This is a genomic window from Rossellomorea sedimentorum (assembly GCF_046237645.1).
Classification (GTDB): domain Bacteria; phylum Bacillota; class Bacilli; order Bacillales; family Bacillaceae_B; genus Rossellomorea; species Rossellomorea sedimentorum.
Window position 1 is genome coordinate 1,987,382 of sequence record NZ_CP143546.1, and the last position, 19,810, is coordinate 2,007,191.

General features: G+C 42.5%; 23 protein-coding genes and 2 riboswitches. Of the genes, 11 read left to right on the plus strand and 12 right to left on the minus strand.

Features of this window, described 5'->3' with window-relative positions:
• Window positions 1-78: 78 nt before the first annotated feature.
• Window positions 79-232: riboswitch (SAM riboswitch) on the minus strand.
• A 738-nt stretch (window positions 233-970) separates the two neighbouring features.
• Complete coding sequence (locus V1502_RS09680; RefSeq protein WP_409254145.1) at window positions 971-1,759, minus strand: carbon-nitrogen family hydrolase; 789 nt, start codon at window positions 1,757-1,759, stop codon at window positions 971-973.
• Window positions 1,760-1,863: 104 nt separating this feature from the next.
• Between V1502_RS09680 and V1502_RS09685 the strand changes: the two genes are divergently transcribed.
• The 6 genes from V1502_RS09685 to V1502_RS09710 all read left to right on the plus strand — a co-directional run bounded on the left by V1502_RS09685 (window position 1,864) and on the right by V1502_RS09710 (window position 7,567).
• The gene (locus tag V1502_RS09685; protein WP_409254146.1) at window positions 1,864-3,042 is read left to right on the plus strand and encodes a pyridoxal phosphate-dependent aminotransferase; all 1,179 of its coding nucleotides are present in this window, start codon (window positions 1,864-1,866) and stop codon (window positions 3,040-3,042) included.
• A gap of 201 nt (window positions 3,043-3,243) precedes the next feature.
• Window positions 3,244-3,345, plus strand: a riboswitch (SAM riboswitch).
• A 185-nt stretch (window positions 3,346-3,530) separates the two neighbouring features.
• On the plus strand, window positions 3,531-4,739 hold the full coding sequence (locus V1502_RS09690; RefSeq protein WP_409254147.1) for a 2,3-diketo-5-methylthiopentyl-1-phosphate enolase: 1,209 nt from the start codon (window positions 3,531-3,533) through the stop codon (window positions 4,737-4,739).
• Window positions 4,736-5,419 carry a 2-hydroxy-3-keto-5-methylthiopentenyl-1-phosphate phosphatase gene (locus V1502_RS09695; protein ID WP_409254148.1) on the plus strand — a complete coding sequence of 228 codons (684 nt, stop codon included), beginning with the start codon at window positions 4,736-4,738 and terminating at the stop codon, window positions 5,417-5,419. The genes V1502_RS09690 and V1502_RS09695 overlap by 4 nt, the downstream gene beginning before the upstream one ends.
• The gene (locus V1502_RS09700; protein WP_409254149.1) at window positions 5,403-6,032 is read left to right on the plus strand and encodes a methylthioribulose 1-phosphate dehydratase; all 630 of its coding nucleotides are present in this window, start codon (window positions 5,403-5,405) and stop codon (window positions 6,030-6,032) included. The genes V1502_RS09695 and V1502_RS09700 overlap by 17 nt, the downstream gene beginning before the upstream one ends.
• 12 nt (window positions 6,033-6,044) lie before the next feature.
• The gene (locus V1502_RS09705; protein WP_409254150.1) at window positions 6,045-6,587 is read left to right on the plus strand and encodes a 1,2-dihydroxy-3-keto-5-methylthiopentene dioxygenase; all 543 of its coding nucleotides are present in this window, start codon (window positions 6,045-6,047) and stop codon (window positions 6,585-6,587) included.
• 830 nt (window positions 6,588-7,417) lie between these two features.
• On the plus strand, window positions 7,418-7,567 hold the full coding sequence (locus V1502_RS09710; RefSeq protein WP_409254151.1) for a hypothetical protein: 150 nt from the start codon (window positions 7,418-7,420) through the stop codon (window positions 7,565-7,567).
• Window positions 7,568-7,697: 130 nt separating this feature from the next.
• Here the strand turns inward: V1502_RS09710 and V1502_RS09715 are convergent, their stop codons facing one another.
• From V1502_RS09715 to V1502_RS09735, 5 genes are all read right to left on the minus strand, one after another.
• Window positions 7,698-8,333 carry an FMN-dependent NADH-azoreductase gene (locus tag V1502_RS09715; RefSeq protein WP_409254152.1) on the minus strand — a complete coding sequence of 212 codons (636 nt, stop codon included), beginning with the start codon at window positions 8,331-8,333 and terminating at the stop codon, window positions 7,698-7,700.
• 414 nt (window positions 8,334-8,747) lie between these two features.
• Window positions 8,748-8,897 carry a hypothetical protein gene (locus tag V1502_RS09720; protein ID WP_409254153.1) on the minus strand — a complete coding sequence of 50 codons (150 nt, stop codon included), beginning with the start codon at window positions 8,895-8,897 and terminating at the stop codon, window positions 8,748-8,750.
• 324 nt (window positions 8,898-9,221) lie between these two features.
• Window positions 9,222-9,524, minus strand: a complete 303-nt coding sequence (locus V1502_RS09725) for a hypothetical protein (RefSeq protein ID WP_409254154.1) — start codon at window positions 9,522-9,524, stop codon at window positions 9,222-9,224.
• Window positions 9,525-9,630: 106 nt separating this feature from the next.
• Window positions 9,631-9,966 (minus strand): VOC family protein, encoded by a 336-nt coding sequence (locus V1502_RS09730; protein ID WP_409254155.1) that lies wholly within the window; start codon window positions 9,964-9,966, stop codon window positions 9,631-9,633.
• 253 nt (window positions 9,967-10,219) lie between these two features.
• On the minus strand, window positions 10,220-10,579 hold the full coding sequence (locus V1502_RS09735; protein WP_409254156.1) for an aminoacyl-tRNA hydrolase: 360 nt from the start codon (window positions 10,577-10,579) through the stop codon (window positions 10,220-10,222).
• Window positions 10,580-10,997: 418 nt separating this feature from the next.
• Between V1502_RS09735 and V1502_RS09740 the strand changes: the two genes are divergently transcribed.
• Entirely contained in the window at window positions 10,998-11,777 is a 780-nt protein-coding gene (locus V1502_RS09740) for a class I SAM-dependent methyltransferase (protein ID WP_409254157.1), read from the plus strand.
• 29 nt (window positions 11,778-11,806) lie between these two features.
• On the opposite strand, the gene mug is transcribed toward V1502_RS09740, so the two are convergent.
• Window positions 11,807-12,319 (minus strand): G/U mismatch-specific DNA glycosylase, encoded by a 513-nt coding sequence (gene mug / locus V1502_RS09745; protein WP_409254158.1) that lies wholly within the window; start codon window positions 12,317-12,319, stop codon window positions 11,807-11,809.
• An 84-nt stretch (window positions 12,320-12,403) separates the two neighbouring features.
• Entirely contained in the window at window positions 12,404-13,456 is a 1,053-nt protein-coding gene (locus V1502_RS09750; RefSeq protein WP_409254159.1) for an SDR family oxidoreductase, read from the minus strand.
• A 129-nt stretch (window positions 13,457-13,585) separates the two neighbouring features.
• Here V1502_RS09750 and V1502_RS09755 point away from each other — a divergent pair, with 129 nt between their 5' ends.
• Entirely contained in the window at window positions 13,586-13,720 is a 135-nt protein-coding gene (locus V1502_RS09755) for a hypothetical protein (protein WP_409254160.1), read from the plus strand.
• Window positions 13,721-13,977: 257 nt separating this feature from the next.
• Here the strand turns inward: V1502_RS09755 and V1502_RS09760 are convergent, their stop codons facing one another.
• Window positions 13,978-14,181, minus strand: coding sequence for a hypothetical protein (locus V1502_RS09760; RefSeq protein WP_409254161.1), 204 nt, complete (start codon window positions 14,179-14,181; stop codon window positions 13,978-13,980).
• Between the two features lie 124 nt (window positions 14,182-14,305).
• Window positions 14,306-15,001 (minus strand): Na-translocating system protein MpsC family protein, encoded by a 696-nt coding sequence (locus V1502_RS09765; protein WP_409254162.1) that lies wholly within the window; start codon window positions 14,999-15,001, stop codon window positions 14,306-14,308.
• An 860-nt stretch (window positions 15,002-15,861) separates the two neighbouring features.
• Between V1502_RS09765 and V1502_RS09770 the strand changes: the two genes are divergently transcribed.
• Window positions 15,862-16,266: an anti-sigma regulatory factor gene (locus V1502_RS09770; RefSeq protein ID WP_409254163.1), complete on the plus strand. Its 405-nt coding sequence runs from the start codon at window positions 15,862-15,864 to the stop codon at window positions 16,264-16,266.
• 140 nt (window positions 16,267-16,406) lie between these two features.
• Here the strand turns inward: V1502_RS09770 and V1502_RS09775 are convergent, their stop codons facing one another.
• The gene (locus V1502_RS09775; protein ID WP_409254164.1) at window positions 16,407-17,624 is read right to left on the minus strand and encodes an MDR family MFS transporter; all 1,218 of its coding nucleotides are present in this window, start codon (window positions 17,622-17,624) and stop codon (window positions 16,407-16,409) included.
• Between the two features lie 582 nt (window positions 17,625-18,206).
• Here V1502_RS09775 and V1502_RS09780 point away from each other — a divergent pair.
• Entirely contained in the window at window positions 18,207-18,524 is a 318-nt protein-coding gene (locus V1502_RS09780) for a hypothetical protein (RefSeq protein WP_409254165.1), read from the plus strand.
• A 23-nt stretch (window positions 18,525-18,547) separates the two neighbouring features.
• Window positions 18,548-18,865, plus strand: a complete 318-nt coding sequence (locus tag V1502_RS09785) for a hypothetical protein (RefSeq protein WP_409254166.1) — start codon at window positions 18,548-18,550, stop codon at window positions 18,863-18,865.
• 150 nt (window positions 18,866-19,015) lie between these two features.
• On the opposite strand, the gene V1502_RS09790 is transcribed toward V1502_RS09785, so the two are convergent.
• Window positions 19,016-19,804: a hypothetical protein gene (locus V1502_RS09790; protein ID WP_409254167.1), complete on the minus strand. Its 789-nt coding sequence runs from the start codon at window positions 19,802-19,804 to the stop codon at window positions 19,016-19,018.
• Between the last annotated feature and the right edge of the window lie 6 nt (window positions 19,805-19,810).

The window sequence follows — 19,810 nt, forward strand, 5'->3', positions numbered from 1 at the left end:
GTGTAAGAAGGCTTTTACGCAAAGTAAAAAGCCCCTTTCATTCAGAAAGAGGCTTGAAGACATGAATGGACTTCGCACCTCTTATCTGCCAGAAAGATTGCTCTTTCTGTTGGAAGTAGCACCGTGCTGCCAGGTGGATACCAGCGTTTCTTCAAACGCTCCGGTTTTTACTGGTGACAGTCGGTTGCTGGGCTTCATCGGGCCAAATCCCTCCGCCTACTCTTGATAAGAGAATGTCTTATTTAATTTTTCTAAACATTTTTATTATTCCTGATGAACATTAAACTAAGTTTGGATTTAAATGTCAATAGTTTTTTAGAATCAAATATTTCAAAAAGTTGTTTTGAAACTAATCTCTTATTTGATAAATTAATCCGATTTATCGGTTAGAAGGTTTTTTTGCCTACTTCAAACGGGACAGATCCATGTTATCAGGAACCGCATTGTTAATTGGATCTTTACTTGATGTCCTTTAGAACCTTTCAAAAGGACGAAAATTTAAGTTTTGTCAAAGTTATCGTCCTATAGAGCCCTTTTAAAGGTCGATAATGTTGGTTTGACGAAGTTATCGTCCTATAGAGCCCTTCTAAAGGACGATAATGTTGGTGTTGTCGAAGTTATCGTCCTATAGAGCTCTTCTAAAGGACGATAATGTTGGTGTTGTCGAAGTTATCGTCCTATAGAGCCCTTTTAAAGGACGATAATGTTGGGTTGGACGAAGTTATCGTCCTATAGAGCCCTTTTAAAGGTCGAAAATGTTGGGTTGGACGAAGTTATACTCCTATAGAACACATTCAATCGCAAATTGTATAGTAGTATGGACTATTTTGAGCAGGAATGGTCCAAATAATTAGCAACCACCTTGTCATTTGGGCCATTCATTAAGCTTCTGAGGCCTTGGAGTTAGCACTCGTGGTCACGCTGCATCCGCACAAAATCACTCAGTTTCCCACATTCAATAATTTCAAGATCAATAAAGCTCCGGACGCCTATCCTGGAAAATTGGAATTTGCTTTCTTACCTCTTTTACTTTGTCCAAATTTAATTCGGCTGTGAGGACATCCGGTTCTTCGCCTGCTTCTGCGAGTATCTCTCCCCACGGATCGATGATCATGGAATGTCCGGCGAATTGGTTGTTCGGATCACTGCCGCTCCGGTTGCATGCGACGATGTAACACTGGTTTTCAATGGCTCTGGCAAGGAGAAGCGTTCTCCAGTGGTTTACACGTGCCAATGGCCACTCTGCAACAACATACAGAACTTCTGCTCCCCCAGCTGTGTGGGTTCGGAGCCATTCAGGGAACCTGATGTCATAGCAAATGAATGCGGCTGAAGTGACGCCTTCAATGGTCACCGCGCCGCTCCCATTGCCGGAGGAAAGGTAATGGTGTTCATCCATCAGCTTGAATAAATGGACTTTGCTGTATTCACCGAGCAGATTCCCAGCACGGTCAAAAGAATAGAGTGTATTGGTGACATTCTCACCGCTCTTTTTGGCAACAGAGCCACCGACGATATTGGTTTTGTACTTTTTGGCCAGTTCAGATAGAAATTTCCTCGACAGGCTTCCTTCTTCATCGGCGATGTTATCTAATCTCGTAAGGTCATATCCCGTCGTCCATAGTTCGGGAAGTACGACCACATCGAGATCATCGTATTTCTCAAATGCCCTCTTGAATTCTTCAGTGACATTCTTTCGATTTTCCTCAGGTTTTCCAAACTTTATATCAATCTGCAAGCATGCTATTCTTAAACCCATAGTACCCCTCCTCGAAAAATTCGCAATATTCAGCTGGACTTTTTTTCATTAACCATATAACATAAGCTACTAGAATTTCAAGAATCTTTCAAAAGGAGCGTCTTATGAAAATTTTCAATCATTCCAAAGCCTTAGAAGATCTTCCTCAACAGTTTTTTGCGAAGCTTGTCAAAGACGTGAGCAAAGTGACTACCGAGGGACATGATGTAATTAATTTAGCTCAGGGTAACCCAGACCAGCCAACGCCGGAACATATCGTCCGCTCGGCGCAGGCTGCCGTCGCAAATCCCCTGTTCCATAAATACTCCCCATTCCGGGGCTACCCTTTTTTTAAAGAGGCGGCAGCCGAGTTTTATAAACGCGAATATGATGTGGACATTGACCCGGAAACAGAAGTCGCCGTCCTGTTCGGTGGCAAAGCCGGTTTGATTGAAGTGAGCCAGTGCCTGCTTGATGAAGAAGATATCGCACTTGTTCCTGACCCGGGCTATCCTGATTATTGGTCCGGCGTTTCGCTCGCCCGTGCTGAAATGGTACCTATGCCGCTGCTGGAAGAAAATCAATACCTTCCCGATTATTCAAAAATTGATGAAACTGTATTAAAGGCTGCCAAATTGATGTTCCTGAATTATCCGAATAACCCGACAGGAGCCATTGCCACTCCTGAATTCTTTGAGGAAACCGTCCGCGTTGCAAATGAAAATGATATCTGTATCGTCCACGACCTTGCCTACGGAGCCATCGGGTTCGATGAAGAAAAACCGTTGAGCTACCTTCAGACTGAAGGGGCCAAGGATGTTGGGATTGAGATCTATACTCTTTCGAAAACCTATAATATGGCCGGTTGGAGAGTCGGGTTTGCGGTTGGGAATCGCAGTGTCATCGCTGCCCTCAACCTCTTGCAGGACCACTTGCATGTAAGCTTGTTTGGAGGCGTACAGGAAGCGGCAGCCACTGCATTGACCGCTTCTCAAGAATGTGTGAAGGAATTGGTCTCGCTATATGAATCCAGACGCAATTTTCTAATGGACCGTCTGAAGGAAATCGGCTGGGATGTAGAACCCCCTAAGGGATCCTTCTTTGCCTGGCTTCCAGTGCCTGAGGGTTTCACGTCTCAATCTTTCTTCCAGAAGCTGCTCCAAGAAGCCCATGTTGCGGTTGCTCCCGGGATTGGTTTCGGGGCCTATGGTGAAGGATATGTCAGGGTTGGTTTATTACGGGAAGAGGAAGAACTTGCCGAAGCAGTAAGGAGAATCGGTAAGCTGGGATTGTTTAAAAAATAGCCAGTTTTAAGGGGAAGGTCGAAAAATATATCTGTAAACCTCTAGTTCTATGGGGGTATATCGGTAGTCTTGCGCCTTAAGTGATTTTAGTGAAAGGCTTCGATAAGTACAAGTGAAAATCCAAAAAAATATATTTGACATCTATTCCATTAAGTGTCATAATCCAATTTGAAATTATCAAAAAAGTGAATACATTTCCTATTCTTATCAAGAGCAGGCGGAGGGACTGGCCCTATGATGCCCGGCAACCGACTTTTAAAGCACGGTGCTAATTCTTGCAGCAGTATTGCTGAGAGATAAGAGTTCTATTTTTACTGTAAAAATAAAACCTCTTCCTCAGCGGAAGAGGTTTTTTCTTTGTCCGGCTCAAGCGTTCTAGTGAATACGGATTCCCCCGCTGCGGTGGCTGTACAATGCCGACGCTGACGAGCAGAATTATTGTCCCTTTCCTAAGAAGAATACGGAGATTGTTGAAAGGAGAATCATCTATGTCAAACATAACCGCTGTCTATACTGTTCATGGACCGACAAACAACCTTGAAAAAAAAGCGGAAGGAATTGCCCTTGGCCTAACGGTCGGTTCTTGGACGGACCTTCCCCTCTTGGAACAGAAACAACTGCAGCGCCATAAGGGCCGCGTCGTTTCTGTAGAAGCTGTTAAAGAAAACAAGGGTCTTATCAAAATCTGTTACCCTGCAGCCAACTTCAGCAGTGACCTCCCTGCTATCTTAACTACCGTATTTGGCAAGCTGTCCCTTGATGGAAAAATCAAATTGACGGACCTGAATTTTTCTGAGGAATTAAAGTCCGCATTTCCGGGTCCTGCTTTTGGAATCGACGGCATCAGGCAGAAGCTTAATAAGTATGAGACCCCGCTTTTAATGAGCATTTTCAAAAGTGTCATTGGGAAAGAACTGGATTATTTTGCAGATCAATTAAGAGACCAGGCCCTGGGCGGTATCGACATCGTCAAAGATGATGAAATCCTTTTTGATAATCCGCTTACGCCTTTCTCCAAACGGATTCAAAGGGGGAAGCAGACACTGGATGCTGTTTATGAAGAGACGGGTCACAGGACTTTATACGCTGTTAATCTTTCCGGGAAAACGTTCGATTTAAAAGAAAAGGCAAGACGTGCTAAAGATCTGGGCGCGGACCTTCTTCTCTTTAATGTTTTTGCCTATGGTCTGGATGTTCTTCAGTCATTGAGAGATGACAATGAAATCGGCCTTCCAATCATGGCGCATCCTGCAGTGAGCGGTGCATTGGCTTCCTCTCCCCTGTATGGCTTTTCCCACGCGCTGCTATTAGGGAAATTACTGCGCTATGCCGGTGCTGATTTGTCTCTTTTCCCATCACCGTATGGCAGTGTGGCACTGGAGAAGGAATCTGCCCTTGGCATAGCCCGTGAACTGACTTTAGAAGAAACTTATTTTAAGAAGGCCTTCCCCGTCCCTTCTGCCGGTATTCACCCAGGACTGACTCCTCTTCTTTACAGGGATTTCGGGATAGATTCGGTGATTAATGCAGGAGGCGGGGTCCATGGTCATCCGCTTGGTGCTGCCGGCGGCGGAAAAGCATTTAATCAGGCGATAGAGGCTGTGTTGAACGGTATTTCGCTTGATGCAGCGGCAGATGAACACCAGGAACTCCGCCAGGCAATCGACCTATGGAGTGTGAGTGAGGTGCCGGCATGACAAAGATAAAGATTTTTTGTGATTTTGATGGAACGATCACCACGACCGATAATATCATTTCCCTCATGAAGAAATTTGCACCTCCTGAGTGGAATGCGGTGAAAGATTCTATTCTTGCACAGGACACTTCAATCAAGCAGGGTGTCGGAGAAATGTTCAGGCTCCTCCCCTCATCTCTACGTGGAAATCTCGTACAATACCTGCTTGATACCCACCAGCTGCGTGCAGGGTTTTTAGAGTTCGTTAAGTGGACCTCGGAAAAAAACATAGAGTTAAAGATTGTCAGCGGAGGGATTGATTTTTTCGTAGAACCGATTTTGAATGGGATAGTTTCCAATGAAAGAGTCTACTGCAACAGTGCCGATTTCTCAGGGGAAACGATCAGGATTATCTGGCCTCATTCTTGCGACGAACTTTGTGACAATGAGTGCGGGTGCTGCAAAACGAGCATCATCCGGCAAGAAACGGAACCAGACGACTTCATCATCATGATTGGTGATTCGATTACAGATCTCGAAGGAGCTAAAATGGCAGACCTTGTCTTTGCCTGTGGTAACTTTCTTGCAGATAAATGCCAGGAGCTTGGATTGAATTATCTTTATTTTGAAAATTTTGAGGAAGTGGCAGCTGATTTGGAAGAAATCATTAGAAAGGCTGAAAAACATGGGCAACTATCTTAAGAAGTGGAATGAACTAAGCGGTGTGAAAGCTGAATTGGCACAACGGGACTGGTTCTACGGAACAAGCGGGAACCTGTCGATCCGGGTGGGGGCCTCTCCCCTAACGTTTCTTGTGACGACCAGTGGAAAGGATAAAAGAAAAACTACTGCAGAAGACTTCCTTCTCGTGGACGGTGAGGGAAAACCTGCCGAAGAAACCCATTTGAAACCTTCGGCAGAAAAATTGCTTCATCTCGAAATCTACCGCAGGACGGACGCAGGATGCTCCCTCCATGTGCATACGGTGGACAACAATGTAATCTCTGAACTATACGGAGACAGCGGAAAAGTGGTGTTCAAAGGGCAGGAAATTATTAAAGCTTTCGGGCTTTGGGAAGAAGGCGCAGAACTGCACCTCCCCATCATTCCGAACCATGCCGATATCCCTCTTTTAGCCAGTGAGCTAATCCCACATATTCAAGGTGACAGCGGGGCTGTCTTAATCCGCAATCATGGAATCACTGTATGGGGAAAGAATGCTTTTGAGGCGAAGAAATATCTAGAGGCATATGAGTTTTTATTCAATTATCATGTAAAACTACTAACCTTGCGCAAAGCTGCGCTTACCATATAGGGAGGAATAATAATGGCTGTTATTAAAGTGAGAAACACAGGTGAAACTATTTCCGGTGAAGAAAACGTTCGTACATTTTTGGCGAATGAGGAAGTACTCTATGAGCATTGGGATGTAACAAAGCTTCCTGCTAATTTACAAGATCGCTGCCAAATCACGGATGAAGAAAAACAAACAATCATTGATACTTTTGAAAATGAAATTAAATCGTTGGCAGAACGCCGGGGCTACGGCAGTTGGGATGTTGTCGCCCTGTCAGAAGCCACACCTAATATTGAAGAGCTTCTGAAAAAATTCGAACAGGTTCATACTCACACGGAAGATGAAGTTCGCGCCATTACGGCCGGACACGGAATCTTCATCATCAAAGGCAGTGACGAAACAGGATATTTTGATGTGGAGCTGGAACCAGGCGACGTGATTTCTGTTCCGGAAGGCAATCCCCACTTCTTCACATTGATGGAAGACAAACAAGTCGTGGCTGTGCGCTTGTTCATTGACTCTACAGGCTGGGTGGCTCATCCGTACAAGGATCCTAAATTTCAACAATCTTAATAGAGTGGCAAGCCGGCGGACTTGGGTCCGCTGGTTTTTTTATTTTGTTCTTTTCTGCAATTTTTTTGCTATTTACTGTGAAATTAAAGAGATTTCACAGGGTTATCCTGGTAAACAAGAAAGAAAAGAGCTAATCACCCTGTTAAGTTAGATAAACTATTGTACTCAAGGGGAAAAATCAGGCCCATTGGTTTTTTCGATAGCAACAATGGAAACGAATACCGCGTTTTATTATTCGTCAAAGACAATATGATAGATTTGTTTAGTCTTGAGCTGGATTAGATTGTGCACCGGGGGGGTTTGTGATTTTTTAAGGGATCGGGGTATCCAAAGAGTTTAAATGAGGTTGTCGATTGTGATATTGAGAGAATTCGGAGTATCTAAAGATTTTGAATGAGGTTGTTGATTGTGTGGTTAAGAGGAATCGGGGTATCCAAAGAGTTTAAATGAGGTTGTCGATTATGTGGCGGCGAGGAATCGGGGTATCCAAAGAGTTTAAATGAGGTTGTCGATTGTGGAGTTGAGAGGAATCGGAGTATCCAAAGAGTTTGAATGAGGTTGTTGATTGTGTGGTTGAGAGGAAACGGGGTATCCAAAGAGTTTGAATGAGGTTGTTGATTGTGTGGTTGAGAGGATTCGGAGTATCCAAAGAGTTTGAATGAGGTTGTTGATTGTGTGGTTGAGAGGAATCGGGGTATCCAAAGAGTTTGAATGAGGTTGTTGATTGTGGAGTTGGATGGAATCGGAGTATCCAAAGAGTTTGAATGAGGTTGTTGATTATGTGGCGGCGAGGAATCGGGGTATCCAAAGAGTTTGAATGAGGTTGTTGATTGTGGAGTTGGATGGAATCGGAGTATCCAAAGAGTTTGAACGAGGTTGTCGATTGTGGAGTTGAGAGGAATCGGAGTATCCAAAGAGGTTCAAAAAGGTTGTCGATTGTGGGGTTGGATGGAATCGGAGTAACCAAAGAAGCTGAATGAGGTTATCGATTATTATGTTATAAGGAACCGGTTCTCCCTGAACCATAACCTATGTATTAATGATATTCGGGAATAAATATGTACACTAATAAACCCAGCAGATGAAAATCTGCTGGGTCGACGTCACTCTTTAGAATGTTTTAGCGAGGTCCTTTGCACGTGCAATACCATTTTCTTTGATTTCCTCTGCTTTGTCCGGCATCGCATTATGTCCTTCAATAAACAGGCCTTCAAAGGATGGGACGCCAAAGAACTGCATAATGATATCCAAGTAACGGTGGCCCATCTCCATTTGAGCCGCCGGGCCTTCTGAATAGATACCTCCGCGGGCCTGGATATGAAGGGCTTTTTTATCTGTGATTAATCCGACCGGGCCTTCAGCTGTATATTTAAAAGTCTTTCCAGCTACGGCAACCGAGTCAATATACGCTTTCATGACAGGCGGGAATGAAAAGTTCCAGAGCGGTGTCACAAAGACATATTTATCTGCCGAGACAAACTGCTCGCTTAATTCAGAGAGTCTTCCCACTTTGTCCTTCTCTTCGTCGGACAGCTCTTCAAAGCCTGCTCCTTTTTGAAGTTTCCCCCATCCTGCAAAAACATCTACATCGATTTGCGGTATATGTTCCTTATATAAGTCTATATGAAGGATTTCATCTGATGGATTGCTTTCTTTGTAAGACTCAATGAATGCTTTTCCAGCAGCCATACTAAATGACTGTTTATCATCGTGGGGATGAGCTGTTATGTATAAAACTTTCGCCATATGCTGATCGTTCCCTTCCAAGTAAATTGACAGTTTAGGTTTTGCTTTTATATCCTCTTCTATTCATAAGGCTCTTTTCAAAAATTTGTTGCTAACAGATATAGCCATAATTTAAATAAATCACCCTGTTAAACAAGAAAGAAAAAGGCTAATTATCCTGTTCAGTTAAATAACCTCTTGCACCCGAGGGAAAAATCTATAGAAATGCAGCCATTCTTAAAGAAGGTTCATAAAATGCAATACTCCCCATTTACCCGGTTATCCTTAAGGTAATCATCTACCTCTGGAATTGAGCCTTATGTCATATTACAAGTCTCTTTTCGTAAACATTGTTGCTATTTAATACAAACATAAACGTCTGCTTTTAACCAAAAAAAAGAAGCAGACATTGAGTCGACTTCTAAAAGGCTTGCTTTATTCTTCCCCGCTAATCTCATAAGGGTTACCCCCAAGGTTTTTTCTTGCTTCCGGTGTCAGGATAAAACGTTCGTCATTCTGTACACCGTTTTCAGCTCCAGTATTGGTGCTGATCGTGCCATCATAGTGCAGCGGTTTGTTTTCCATGAGTAGTTCCTCCTGATAAAAAAGTATTATGTAGTATTACCTCCATTCTACCATTTTATTTAAATAAATAGGATTTTTTTCATATTTACCCAGGATAGTTATGCTGATTCATAAGGGTCTGTGACTTCTAAATATATAGGGTGTGTGTAGTAGAGAGCTGTCACATAATCATTGAGATACTCGCAAATACTACCACCGTTTTCAATAAGGAGGATTATGCGGATTCGCCTGCGCTTATATTTGGTTTTTTACATTGTTCGTTGTGTTGTTCATTCGGAGCATACTATTAAACAGAAAAAGAATGAGGCCGGTGGTTTCCGGTTCTCATTCTTTTTTGTTCGTCAGTTTAAGGATTCTGCTGAAAATCCAGACAGTCAACGTAATGAGGACAACAGGTATGAAGATGATAGCGTAAATGAGGATGCTTTCAAGCAGCGTCCCCTCTTCTCCTTCCTGTTTCTGTAGAATCCCAGGTGCAGCAAAAGCGATTTCATGTGAGTTAAATTGAAAAAATTCTGTTCCCTTTTCAACGTTACAATTACAAGCCTGGCTATATGCGGGAAAAGTGAATGAAGCGATACATAAAGTCAAGATTAGGGTAAGTCCATATAAAGGTATTTTTCTCATGGTATCTCCTTTTTTTTTTTGCAGGCGTAGGGAATTACACGCGGTATCCCGGACAACAGAGCGAGTTATGCTCGGCTGTTTTGCCATCCCCCCTCGATCACAAATCTTAAAAATGGCACACCTCAAAGCGGTTTCCATCAGGATCGTCAAAGGTGAAGAAGGTGACAGCCCCGTCCTGTTCAATCGGGCCTACCTCGACACCCTTACCTTTCAATTTCAACTGCGTTTCTTCTATTGCATCAGAAAAAAGGATGGGTCTAACCGAGGATCTTCCAGTTTCGCCTTCTATAATAGTAATAGGTGTCTCCCCTTGTCCCACTTTGAAAACGAAATGGCTGCCTCCTTCATATATTTCTTCAAGCTCAAGTACATCTCTATACCACTGTCTGGCAGAGGCGATATCTTTAACATTTAAAATCACAGTGTCCACTTTAGCAAACATAAATCTTTCCCCTTTCAATTAGTCCTTTTCCTGTTTTTCCAACTTTCCTTTCATTTAAACAAGGCTGTATTCTTATAGGTTGTTGCTAACGAAAAGATCCAAAGGGCCGGATTGTTGCCTTGGGTACACAGGCTTATCTAACTGAACAAGTGAATAGCTCTATTCTTTCTTGTTTACCAGGGTAATTTCTGTAAACTATGGCTATATCTCATGAACTTCATAGTAAATAGCAACAAAGTGTTTAGAAAAGAGCCTAAAATAAAGATAAATGACCAACCTTTTCTTTTGCAAGGGGTTTAGGCATTGGCGGCAGGGCCACAACAGTCAAGGAACCGGATGCTATTTCTGTCCTTCCACTGTCTCTTATGCTGTAATATCCCTGTTGAGCCAGCTTTTCAAGATCTTTCTGCCTTCCTTTCAGTTCGATTTTCGCCATTCCGGTTTGATACCATTGAACAAAGTGGTCCCGGAATTCTGCAAATGTTGAGTTTTCTGAAAGAATGTCAATGGTGCTGATGGTTGCAGCGTGGGCCGTCTGTGCCCCGATTTTTCCTGCCGACATATTTAATTCTTTGTTTATGACGAAATATTGAACAATTTCGCTTTCAGGCATGATATCCCTCCTTATGTAAGACATGTTCCCGGACCAATGTGAAGGGGCTAGCGACTGGTACAGTTCACTGACAATGGAAAAATGAACACTTGAAACCCGGGTACCTTACATACAATCATGTAGTCCGACGGTTATCACTGCTGAGCGGCTGCAAGGGAACAAAATAGCGAAGGTCTCTGTGACAGCAATCTTTTTCATTTTCCTTTGCGCCCCCCGTACATTATCATTGTACTCTCAATCTTTTCCTTGGCGAGTTATTTAGAAAGTGTGACGTATCTTTCTATGTATTTCCTCTCCCTTACTATAATTGGACATGTTTTCCTATTCATACTATACTTTGAAAGCGATGTCTTTGAAAAGTATAAATTTTATTTAATTGAGACATGTTTCATTTCTTATTAGGAGGTTTAGAGGATAAATGGATACGGAAAGATTATTTTCAGGAACAGCTTCGTTCTATTCCCGCTTTCGACTACCTTACCCCTCAACAATCTTTGAGGAAATCCTCTCTGAGTATACGCCTGATGGGAGCGGGAGTCTGCTTGATTTGGGTTGTGGAACGGGTGAAGTGATTGTGCCGCTGGCCAGGTATTTCGGGGAGGCTTATGGCATTGATATTAATTCAGAAATGCTGGAAATGGCCCGGAAACGTGCAGAGCAATCAGGGATAACAATTATAGAGTGGAAGCAGGTTTCTGCTGAAAGAATTGATGAAGTTGGGACATCATTCGACCTGATCACTGCCGGGAATTCGTTTCATTGGATGGACAGGGAAACGGTTTTGCGTACCTGTCATAACAGACTTGCAGATAATGGCGGGATGGTGATTCTCGCCGGAGGCAGTGTCTGGAATGGTGAATCAGAGTGGCAAAACAAGTCGGTCGAAGTGATTCAGCGTTATCTTGGAGTTGAAAGAAGAGCAGGCGGAAGTACATATAAGGTAGAAAAACGTCATGAAGACTTTATTGCGGCATCCCCTTTCAAGCTTATAAAGAAGTTTGATGTCACAAGTGAACATGAAAGAACAGTCGAGGATATTATAGGGTATCTTTTCTCCACTTCGTTCAGTAAAGCAGAACATTTTGGGAGCAGGGTGGACGAGTTTCAGGAGGAGCTGACCCGGGAGCTGATTGCCCTGAATCCCAAAGGAGTATTTACTGAAAGAATGGAAACCACTTGTTTCTTTCTGAGAAAATAAGACTTTCCGCCTTGATCGATGTGACTCGGTTAAGGCGTTTCGTTTTTAAGTTGGCTCAGCTCCTTATAAATCGAAACGATTTCATCGATTTTCATCCTGACCAGGCCGCTGGAAGATGGAGCGACGAAGTCAATGACACCATCAACGACGGATTCCTCCTGCTTTCCCCAGGGGATTTTTTTCTTTTGAGAAAACTGCTGATAGACCCCTTTGCCGACATAACAAGCGATCTTGGGTTGGTATTTCTTCAGCTTACTCTTCAGGATGACTCTACCCTCCCTGTATTCTTCCTTGGTGATATCGGCGGCTTCCTTCGTCGGTCTCTCCACAATATTCGTCAGTCCATACCCCAGCAGCAGTAACTGCGAGTCCTCTTCAGGTGCATACTGTCTCGGCGTCAATCCTGACTGGTGAAGAATCTTCCAGAAGCGGTTGCTCTTATTGGCATAATTGTAGCCCAGCTCTCCCGATTTCAGGCTGGGGTTAAAACCAATGAACACAATATCAAGATGTTTTTGTAAATGATCAGGCAGCGGCTGCATGATTGATCCCCCTTCCTTTAGTGCATTAGCGCTTTACCGCACTAAGAGGGACTGTCCCTCTTAGTGCGGTGAAGTGGTAAAGGATTACTTCTTGTATCCTTTTATGATGTGTTTCAGCTGGTTATAGTTCATATCCAGCGGCATTTGCCCTGTTTTGTGCAATAAGTCTAACGTGTTATCACATGAAAACTGAATCTCTCTTAGGAAGTAATGTTTGAAAATGGCCAGTGACTGATTGAATGCTTTTTCCAGATCTGTCAGGGAATCGGCTTCAGAATATGGAACCAAATCAAGGTTCGGGAAATCCAGGACTTCTTTGACCGCTGAAAAGATTTCCTCTTGAGTAAGTGGAGAAGGATCAGTTATATGATATATCTTCCCATCTTCGCCATGCTCTAAAGCTGTTCTTAAGAGTTTTGTTACATAGTCCACCGGCACAAGGTTCATTTTCAGTTCCTTTTGCCCGAGAAAACGATAAACGTGCTTCTCCCAGCCTCTCTCTTTAGACACTTTCCGTTTTAACAGCGAAGCAGCTTTTAGTAAACCATACAGTCCAAAGGTTGTCTGAGCTTCGCCTGTACGTGAATCGCCTATGATGATGGCGGGCCTCAAAATCATGGTCTTCATCTCATGTGAACTTTTATGAGAGAAAACAAGATGTTCAGCATGTGACTTGGATTCTTCATAATGATTTACGAATGATCTGTCCAGACTGTACAATTCTTCCCTTCCCTCCGTCTCCATGCCAACAGTGTAGGCTGTACTGACATAAAGAAAATTCCTGCAGCCGGTTTTATCGGCGAACTGCAGTACATGCCTGGTACCCTCCAGGTTTACGTTGAATGTCTCTTCTTTTTCCGCCGGATCAAATGATAAATAGGCAGCCATATGGTAAACGGCATCCATCGCTCCGTTCAATTCTTCTATTTTATCTTCTGGAATTCCTAGTGCTTCTTTGTTTAAATTTCCAATTATACAAGTTATCCGGCTAACGAATGAAGCTGGCATTTCTTTCATGAAGTTTTCGGCCTTTTGAGCATTGCGGCACAGTATGTATAAATGATGGTCCTCTGCTAAAAGTTCCTTCGACAGTTGTTTGCCGACAAAACCGGTGGCCCCTGTTAAAAATATATTCATTGTCTATCCCTCACTTCTGTTAGCTATTTTACCTCATTACCAATAGAGGGACAACGCCCAGCCATGGCAAGGTTGTACATAAATAGCTTTTAATTAGAAAAAGATAACAGAGAAAGGAGGTCGAAACCCTTGACAAACAAAAATGATAACCGTGAACGGAAGAACAAATACCCGAGAAATAAAGCTTTTAATGAAGAATTTGCAAAAGACGCAGCCATCCGAAGCGAAATCACACAGCAGGATATTAAAAATAAATCTAAATAGCCTCTGTTCTAAAAGACTATTGCTGTCGGAAAAATCCAAAGGATTTTTCCCTCGGCTATAAGGGCTTATCTAACTGAACAGGGTGAATTAGCTCTTTTCTTTCTTGTTTACAGGATAATACTTGTGAAATATGGCTATTTTTCTTAAACTTCCTAGTAAATAGAAACAAAGTTTGAGAAAAGAGCCAATAATAAAAGGCGAATCCCTGTCTCAAACGCAGGAATCGCCTTCAGTTTCACGTTTATATTCCCTCTTCCCTAAGTTGTCTCCCTTTCCTTCTCTTCCTTCTTTCTTTCTGATTCAACGCTAATTACTTGTTCTCCATGGGTGATCACGTTGGAAAGAAGCTCTATATCTGCCATGATCTCATTTCTTAATTCCTCATTTTCACAACGTACATAATCTTCTTGAAGACGTTGCAGCTCTTTTAAGAACATTCCCTGTTCTATTTCACGTGTCATGTTAGAAAATCCTTTCATGGTTGATGTAGCGCTCTCGCCATAATAAAAAAAGCCGAAAAGAACAGGCGTTACCTGCTCTTTTCGGCTTATGTCCGGCAATAATTTTCCGGCTCATTACTACCATTTATTTATTTGGTTTGATGATAAAAGAAATGATACTGTTATCCAGCTCAAAATCCCAGTCTACAAAAACATCTTGAACCTCAGAATTTAAAATCGCAGCAAAGTGAGTGCTGTTAAGCAGCAGGTCTCCCTCAAGCTGTCTCTTTGCCACTCGTAGCTTCTCATCAAATCCCAGGGAAATCAATTGCTTTTCAATTGGCACGAGGATACCTTTTCGAATAACTATCAGGCTTCGGTCACTCAATCTATAAGAAAAAACTTCAGTGGGTGCTTTTTCTGCCCGTCTGCTTATTGATATGATCTCTTGATGTACTTCTTCTTTCCCACTGTATTGAGTCCTGTCATCCTCAGTATCAGACGCCAGCTCGGGTCCGACGGCGACAAAGACCCCGGATTGATTGCTGAGATTCCAGTCATAATAGATATGCTGTATTTCCAGGTCAGTAATCGCTTTAATTTGCCCTTTAATTTCAGGGTCTATAGATTTCATTAAGTATTCACGCGTTGTCTTTACAGTCAGTTCCTGCCCTTGCTCAAGCAAAACCTCTTCCATTGCTGAAATGAACCCTTTGATATATACCAGCACGTACGGTGCCGAGATTGTAACATGTACCGCTTCCGGGCCTTTCCCAAATTTATCTCTGAGAAGCTTCCCGAAATTATTGGCCAATTTAGTCTGTTGAGTTCTGATTTCCATATAAAACATCCTTTTGTCGAGTAAGAAGCATCATATCTTCTCCCCTTTTTAATAGTAACATTTACTGTAGTTGTTGAAAACCGCTGACTCTCTTTAAAATAAGTTTTCCCATTCCAGAAGTTTAAAAACCCCTTCCAGCAAGATAAAATAGTAAATTTTGTTTAGTTTATGTAAATACCATAGTTTTAGCTGGGTTCTTACGTTATAATGGGTGGAATGGTCATTCTTTTAATGGAAGAACGGATATGAAGCCGGATTCTAAAATAGGGTGAACTCATTTAATTGCAGGGACAGTGCAATATTTTTAGAAAGCAATATGTGGCAAGGCGGCTGTAATATATACATTTTAAAGTCTGCTTCGTAAAAGTTTTGAAATTTAAATGTGTGGGTGAATAATGATGTACCTGACCTTAAGTTGGATTAGATCTGAAGTCCACTTCCAGCAGCAACGGTACGTATCCACCTGAATGTAACCGGATCGTGCGGAGCCACTAAATTAGTGTGGACAGCACATTTACGAATAGAACGTTAGAAAAAAGAATCCAGGCTGTAATGAACTAGGCGGCAGAACTAGACATAAGCCGAAATAAGAAGGGATGCCCCTTCTTATTTCGGTTTTTTTTATAAACAAGGATTTTATATTCTTGGAAATACTTCATGTTGGTCTCCGTATGGGGGAGTTTATCAGCAGCTTAGTGCCGCTGGTGGAGTTTCAGTCCCCCTCTTCCCCGTCAAGCCACTTCGGGCAACGTTTTTACCGCTTTGATTGTTTATGCTAATCGAACAAATTTGTCTCATATGCATCATTTAATAGATAAATAGCCATACTATTTTTAGATAGTATAATAGGGAGTTTTTATATGAATAGTAAGGTTGTCATCATCATTGAGTCAGAAGAAGATATCATCATCGCCCGAAAAAAGGTCAGAGAACTTTCAGATGAGTACAGCTTTAATCCTATAAACCGCGCCAAACTACTGACATCAGTATCAGAACTTGCCCGTAATATCTTCCGGTATGCCGGGGAGGGCCAAATACAGCTTGAATTAGTAATGGAACGGATAAAAAAAGGCATCGTGATCACTGCTGCAGATAAGGGCCCAGGAATAGAAGATATTAATAAAGCAATGGAAAGAGGCTTCTCGTCATCAGGAAGTCTGGGTGCAGGCCTTCCAGGAGTTAAAGCCATCATGGATGAATTTTATATTGAATCCTCGTCAGATACAGGCACAAAGATTACCGTGATGAAATGGGAATTATTATAGAATTATAGAACATAAAGGCACAGCGGGGTCAGCCCGCTGTGCCTTTATTTAGCATCCTCGCTTTAACGCGCTGACGCGTCACCCCACTAAGAGGGACAGTCCCTCTTAGTGCTTTAAAGGGGTGAAGCGCGCAATGGAGGTTAGACGTTTTTGATACTGTGAGGTTCAATATTAACAAATGACCTGCTGCCTAAATTAAAGAAAATGATACTTGTTAGAGCGATCAGGGAGACGGTCCAGAGCATGATTGATCCCCCGAACTCACTGTAGAGGAAACCACCCAGGACGGGACCTGCAAAATTACCGACTTTACGGAACTGTCCCGCCCCGAAATAGATCCCCCGCAGATGGTCAGGTGCCAGTCTGTCGATCAAGACGGAATTCGCCGGAAAAATCATTATCTCCCCCAATGTCAAAAGTGAAATCGAAAGAACGGACACCCCCCACCCATTCGCGAAGCCAAACCCAATCAACCCCACAACCATGAACAGTGCACCTGCTACCATCGTTTGCATCGGGCGGAATTTCTCTGCTACCGCGCTCACAGGCATCTGCAGAATAACGACCATCACAGCGTTTATGGATAGCAGTATGGAAAAGAGGTATACCCCATTTTCTAAAGAATCTTCCAAGTGCATAGGCAACGTCGATTGCAATTGTGAATAGCCGATGTTAATCAATATAATTCCGATAACCAGGTATCTCAGTGCGTAATCCCGTTTCACCATCTTTAAGCTTTCCTGGAATCTGATTGTTGTCTTTGCTGCAGATGCTCCTCGCAGCTTGAACCTTTTCAACAGAACGGAAAGTCCGGCAGCATAGAGGAAATAAATCAAGCCGGTGATGATAAAGGTTGATTCCGGGGAGATATTTACTAAATAGGCCCCGATTAACGGACCAGCAGCCGCTCCTATATTGATGGCCGTGTAACGGAGTGAGTATGCCTTCAACCTTTGGTGTTTTTCGGTCAAATCAGCCATCAACGCCTGTGAAGTGGGTTCGAAAAATGAATTGGAAAGGCCATTAAACGCATTCAAGAGGATGAACCAGAGTGGATGATGGACGACACTGAAAGCGAAAAATACCAAGGAAATGAAGAATAATGACATCTTTAGAATCGGTTCTCTGCCATACCGATCTGATAAATGCCCTCCAAGGAATCCCCCGATTGTTGCCACTAATGGGCTGATCCCGACAGTCAATCCAATGAACAGCGGATGCATCTCTGTGCTTCGGGATAAATAGATGGCCAAGAAAGGCATCGTCATGAACATTGCTCCTCTGGATAAAATTGTACCGGTCAATAAAAGCCAAACAATAGGATGAAATTGTTTAAAGAAGTCATGTAGTTTTATCATTACTGTCCCCTCCCCCTCATAATGAATCTCTGCTTCTAACTATATATCCATCCTTTCCATAAGTAAATTTTATAATTTTTATATAAAAGGTTAAGAAAAAGTTATCGATTGAATCTCCTTGAATATAATTGGGTCTAAAAAGAGACATTGGGCCAAGCAACCCTCCTTTCTTTGAATAAAATAGTAAAAACAGGAAGGGGTGTGGAAAATGGAAAAGAAAAACACAGGAAAAAAGGGAGATTACAAAAAATGCGGTTGTTCCTTGTGCTGCAAAAGTTGCGTAAGTATATGCTGCTTAAGAAACTGCATTCCTTACAATTGGAATGATAGATGCTGCTGTAGAAAAAAATGTCATAAATGAAGGCTGTTGTCCCATTCAAAATAGGAAAATCATCATAGGATATAACATGTGCTTGTTAGCTATTTCTTCAACCACTCATTAGAGGTCTTATAAACGAACAAGTATTAAAGGAGGAATAGGAATGAAATACAAGGAAGAAAAAAACGGATATGATGATAATCTTCACCATCCGAAGGGAAATAAATGTATAAAAGACAGAGATCATCGGAAGAAAAAAGATTGTGACTGTCCTGATCATCATCACCATCATTGCCCTCACCATCACCCTAATGAAAAAAAATGTGACTGCCATAAGCATGATGATCGCCACTGTCATCATGGATTTGAAAAACCATTTCATGACGGTCATTGTGATTGCGGCCACCATCACCATCATGATTGTGACCACCACCGACACTGTAGCTGCGGGCGCCATCACTGTGATTGCCGTGACAAACAGCATCACTGCGGCTGCGGTCACCACCATCGTCAACACCACGGCTGTCACCACCATCATGATCACTGCCGCCGCTTGCTGTGCGATGATGACTTCAGGTTAAGACTTGGTGGTTTGCAAAACAATATGAACTTTAAATTACGCCAGCTCATTGGGTGCTTGGTTGATTTAGAACTTGAGGATGGCAGAAAGATGGAAGTCCAGATCTGTTATGTAGGCACAAACTTTGTAGAAGTCAAAAAGTTTGATGATATAGTGGAACCATATCCAAATCCAGACACAGAGCTACATGCAGAAGCCGAGTCACCTGAACTGGATCAAGTGGTTGATGCTGCACTCGCTGACGAATCCTCCAGTAGTCCAAAGAGACATTGCAGCTCTTGGATTATACCAGTGGATAAAATCAAATATGTGAAAGTTCATCATGAGGATAAATGCTGTTAAAAAGCAAAAGAAAAAAGCCCTGGATTAAGGGCTTTTTCAATGGGATTTTTTCAGGGCCAAGGAGCAGAGATAAGTGAAGCATCCTTTTGGGCAAAAAAGAGGACAAAACCCGTAGATTTCATCCTCATGACCAGTGGTTGATAAGAGCTCTTATTTTTTTTCTGTCTCTCTTTCTGACTCCCGGTCAAATTTTATATAAAGCACATGAGCTAAATTGATATCTTTCTCTTCATCCTCATTCTTCAATGTCAAGCTGTCTTCAGAAACCTTCCAAAGAACCCCTTTCAGTGTTTCTTCTTCCAGCACGACCTGTATTTCCTTATCTTGTATTAAAAGCAGGTAAATAGCTAGCTTCATGCCAAAGAAAATCTGGATCAACTCAGGTGAAGAGGATACGGTCCTGCCAAAATGGAAGGTCAATTCTCTCCGGAAACAAGGATCGATATCACTTAATAAAGGTTCAGAAACAGGTTCAGCAAACCTTCCGTCTGCTTTAATCAGTGATACCCTTTCATTGGGAATCAAAATCTCTTTTTCATCATGGAGCAATGCGACGAAGTCATTTCCTGCCAGAAAGACCTTCCCTGTTACTTCTCTTTCAACTTGTGCTTTCCCTTCTCCTTCTTCATCTCCCACAGGTGGTTCCCCGGCCTCTAATTCAATTATGACATTCAGCCCTTCAATGCCCCTGAAGGCTTCTTTAATGACCCGATTGCGTTCGGGATCTTCCAGACCTAATTGGAGGAGCAGTTGATTCGCTTTTATAATGTCTTTTTCGACTTCCTCTAATACGTCCTCCGGCAAGCAGGAAGTCTCTGACGGAATTTTAGGCTGTTTTAAACGCTTCTGGCAGCAGTGACCTTCTGTACAAAAATCAAAATTTGCTTTTTCAGTCTCCAGTTCCCTTTGACACTCCTCTTTCTCCTCATTGGTACCCATTTTGCC

Coding starts and splice junctions, on each gene's coding strand:
- V1502_RS09680 (WP_409254145.1), bottom strand. CDS start 1,759: ATGGGTTTAAGAATAGCATGCTTGCAGATTGATATAAAGTTTGGAAAA.
- V1502_RS09685 (WP_409254146.1), top strand. CDS start 1,864: ATGAAAATTTTCAATCATTCCAAAGCCTTAGAAGATCTTCCTCAACAG.
- V1502_RS09690 (WP_409254147.1), top strand. CDS start 3,531: ATGTCAAACATAACCGCTGTCTATACTGTTCATGGACCGACAAACAAC.
- V1502_RS09695 (WP_409254148.1), top strand. CDS start 4,736: ATGACAAAGATAAAGATTTTTTGTGATTTTGATGGAACGATCACCACG.
- V1502_RS09700 (WP_409254149.1), top strand. CDS start 5,403: ATGGGCAACTATCTTAAGAAGTGGAATGAACTAAGCGGTGTGAAAGCT.
- V1502_RS09705 (WP_409254150.1), top strand. CDS start 6,045: ATGGCTGTTATTAAAGTGAGAAACACAGGTGAAACTATTTCCGGTGAA.
- V1502_RS09715 (WP_409254152.1), bottom strand. CDS start 8,333: ATGGCGAAAGTTTTATACATAACAGCTCATCCCCACGATGATAAACAG.
- V1502_RS09720 (WP_409254153.1), bottom strand. CDS start 8,897: ATGGAAAACAAACCGCTGCACTATGATGGCACGATCAGCACCAATACT.
- V1502_RS09725 (WP_409254154.1), bottom strand. CDS start 9,524: ATGAGAAAAATACCTTTATATGGACTTACCCTAATCTTGACTTTATGT.
- V1502_RS09730 (WP_409254155.1), bottom strand. CDS start 9,966: ATGTTTGCTAAAGTGGACACTGTGATTTTAAATGTTAAAGATATCGCC.
- V1502_RS09735 (WP_409254156.1), bottom strand. CDS start 10,579: ATGCCTGAAAGCGAAATTGTTCAATATTTCGTCATAAACAAAGAATTA.
- V1502_RS09740 (WP_409254157.1), top strand. CDS start 10,998: ATGGATACGGAAAGATTATTTTCAGGAACAGCTTCGTTCTATTCCCGC.
- mug (WP_409254158.1), bottom strand. CDS start 12,319: ATGCAGCCGCTGCCTGATCATTTACAAAAACATCTTGATATTGTGTTC.
- V1502_RS09750 (WP_409254159.1), bottom strand. CDS start 13,456: ATGAATATATTTTTAACAGGGGCCACCGGTTTTGTCGGCAAACAACTG.
- V1502_RS09760 (WP_409254161.1), bottom strand. CDS start 14,181: ATGACACGTGAAATAGAACAGGGAATGTTCTTAAAAGAGCTGCAACGT.
- V1502_RS09765 (WP_409254162.1), bottom strand. CDS start 15,001: ATGGAAATCAGAACTCAACAGACTAAATTGGCCAATAATTTCGGGAAG.
- V1502_RS09770 (WP_409254163.1), top strand. CDS start 15,862: ATGAATAGTAAGGTTGTCATCATCATTGAGTCAGAAGAAGATATCATC.
- V1502_RS09775 (WP_409254164.1), bottom strand. CDS start 17,624: ATGATAAAACTACATGACTTCTTTAAACAATTTCATCCTATTGTTTGG.
- V1502_RS09785 (WP_409254166.1), top strand. CDS start 18,548: ATGAACTTTAAATTACGCCAGCTCATTGGGTGCTTGGTTGATTTAGAA.
- V1502_RS09790 (WP_409254167.1), bottom strand. CDS start 19,804: ATGGGTACCAATGAGGAGAAAGAGGAGTGTCAAAGGGAACTGGAGACT.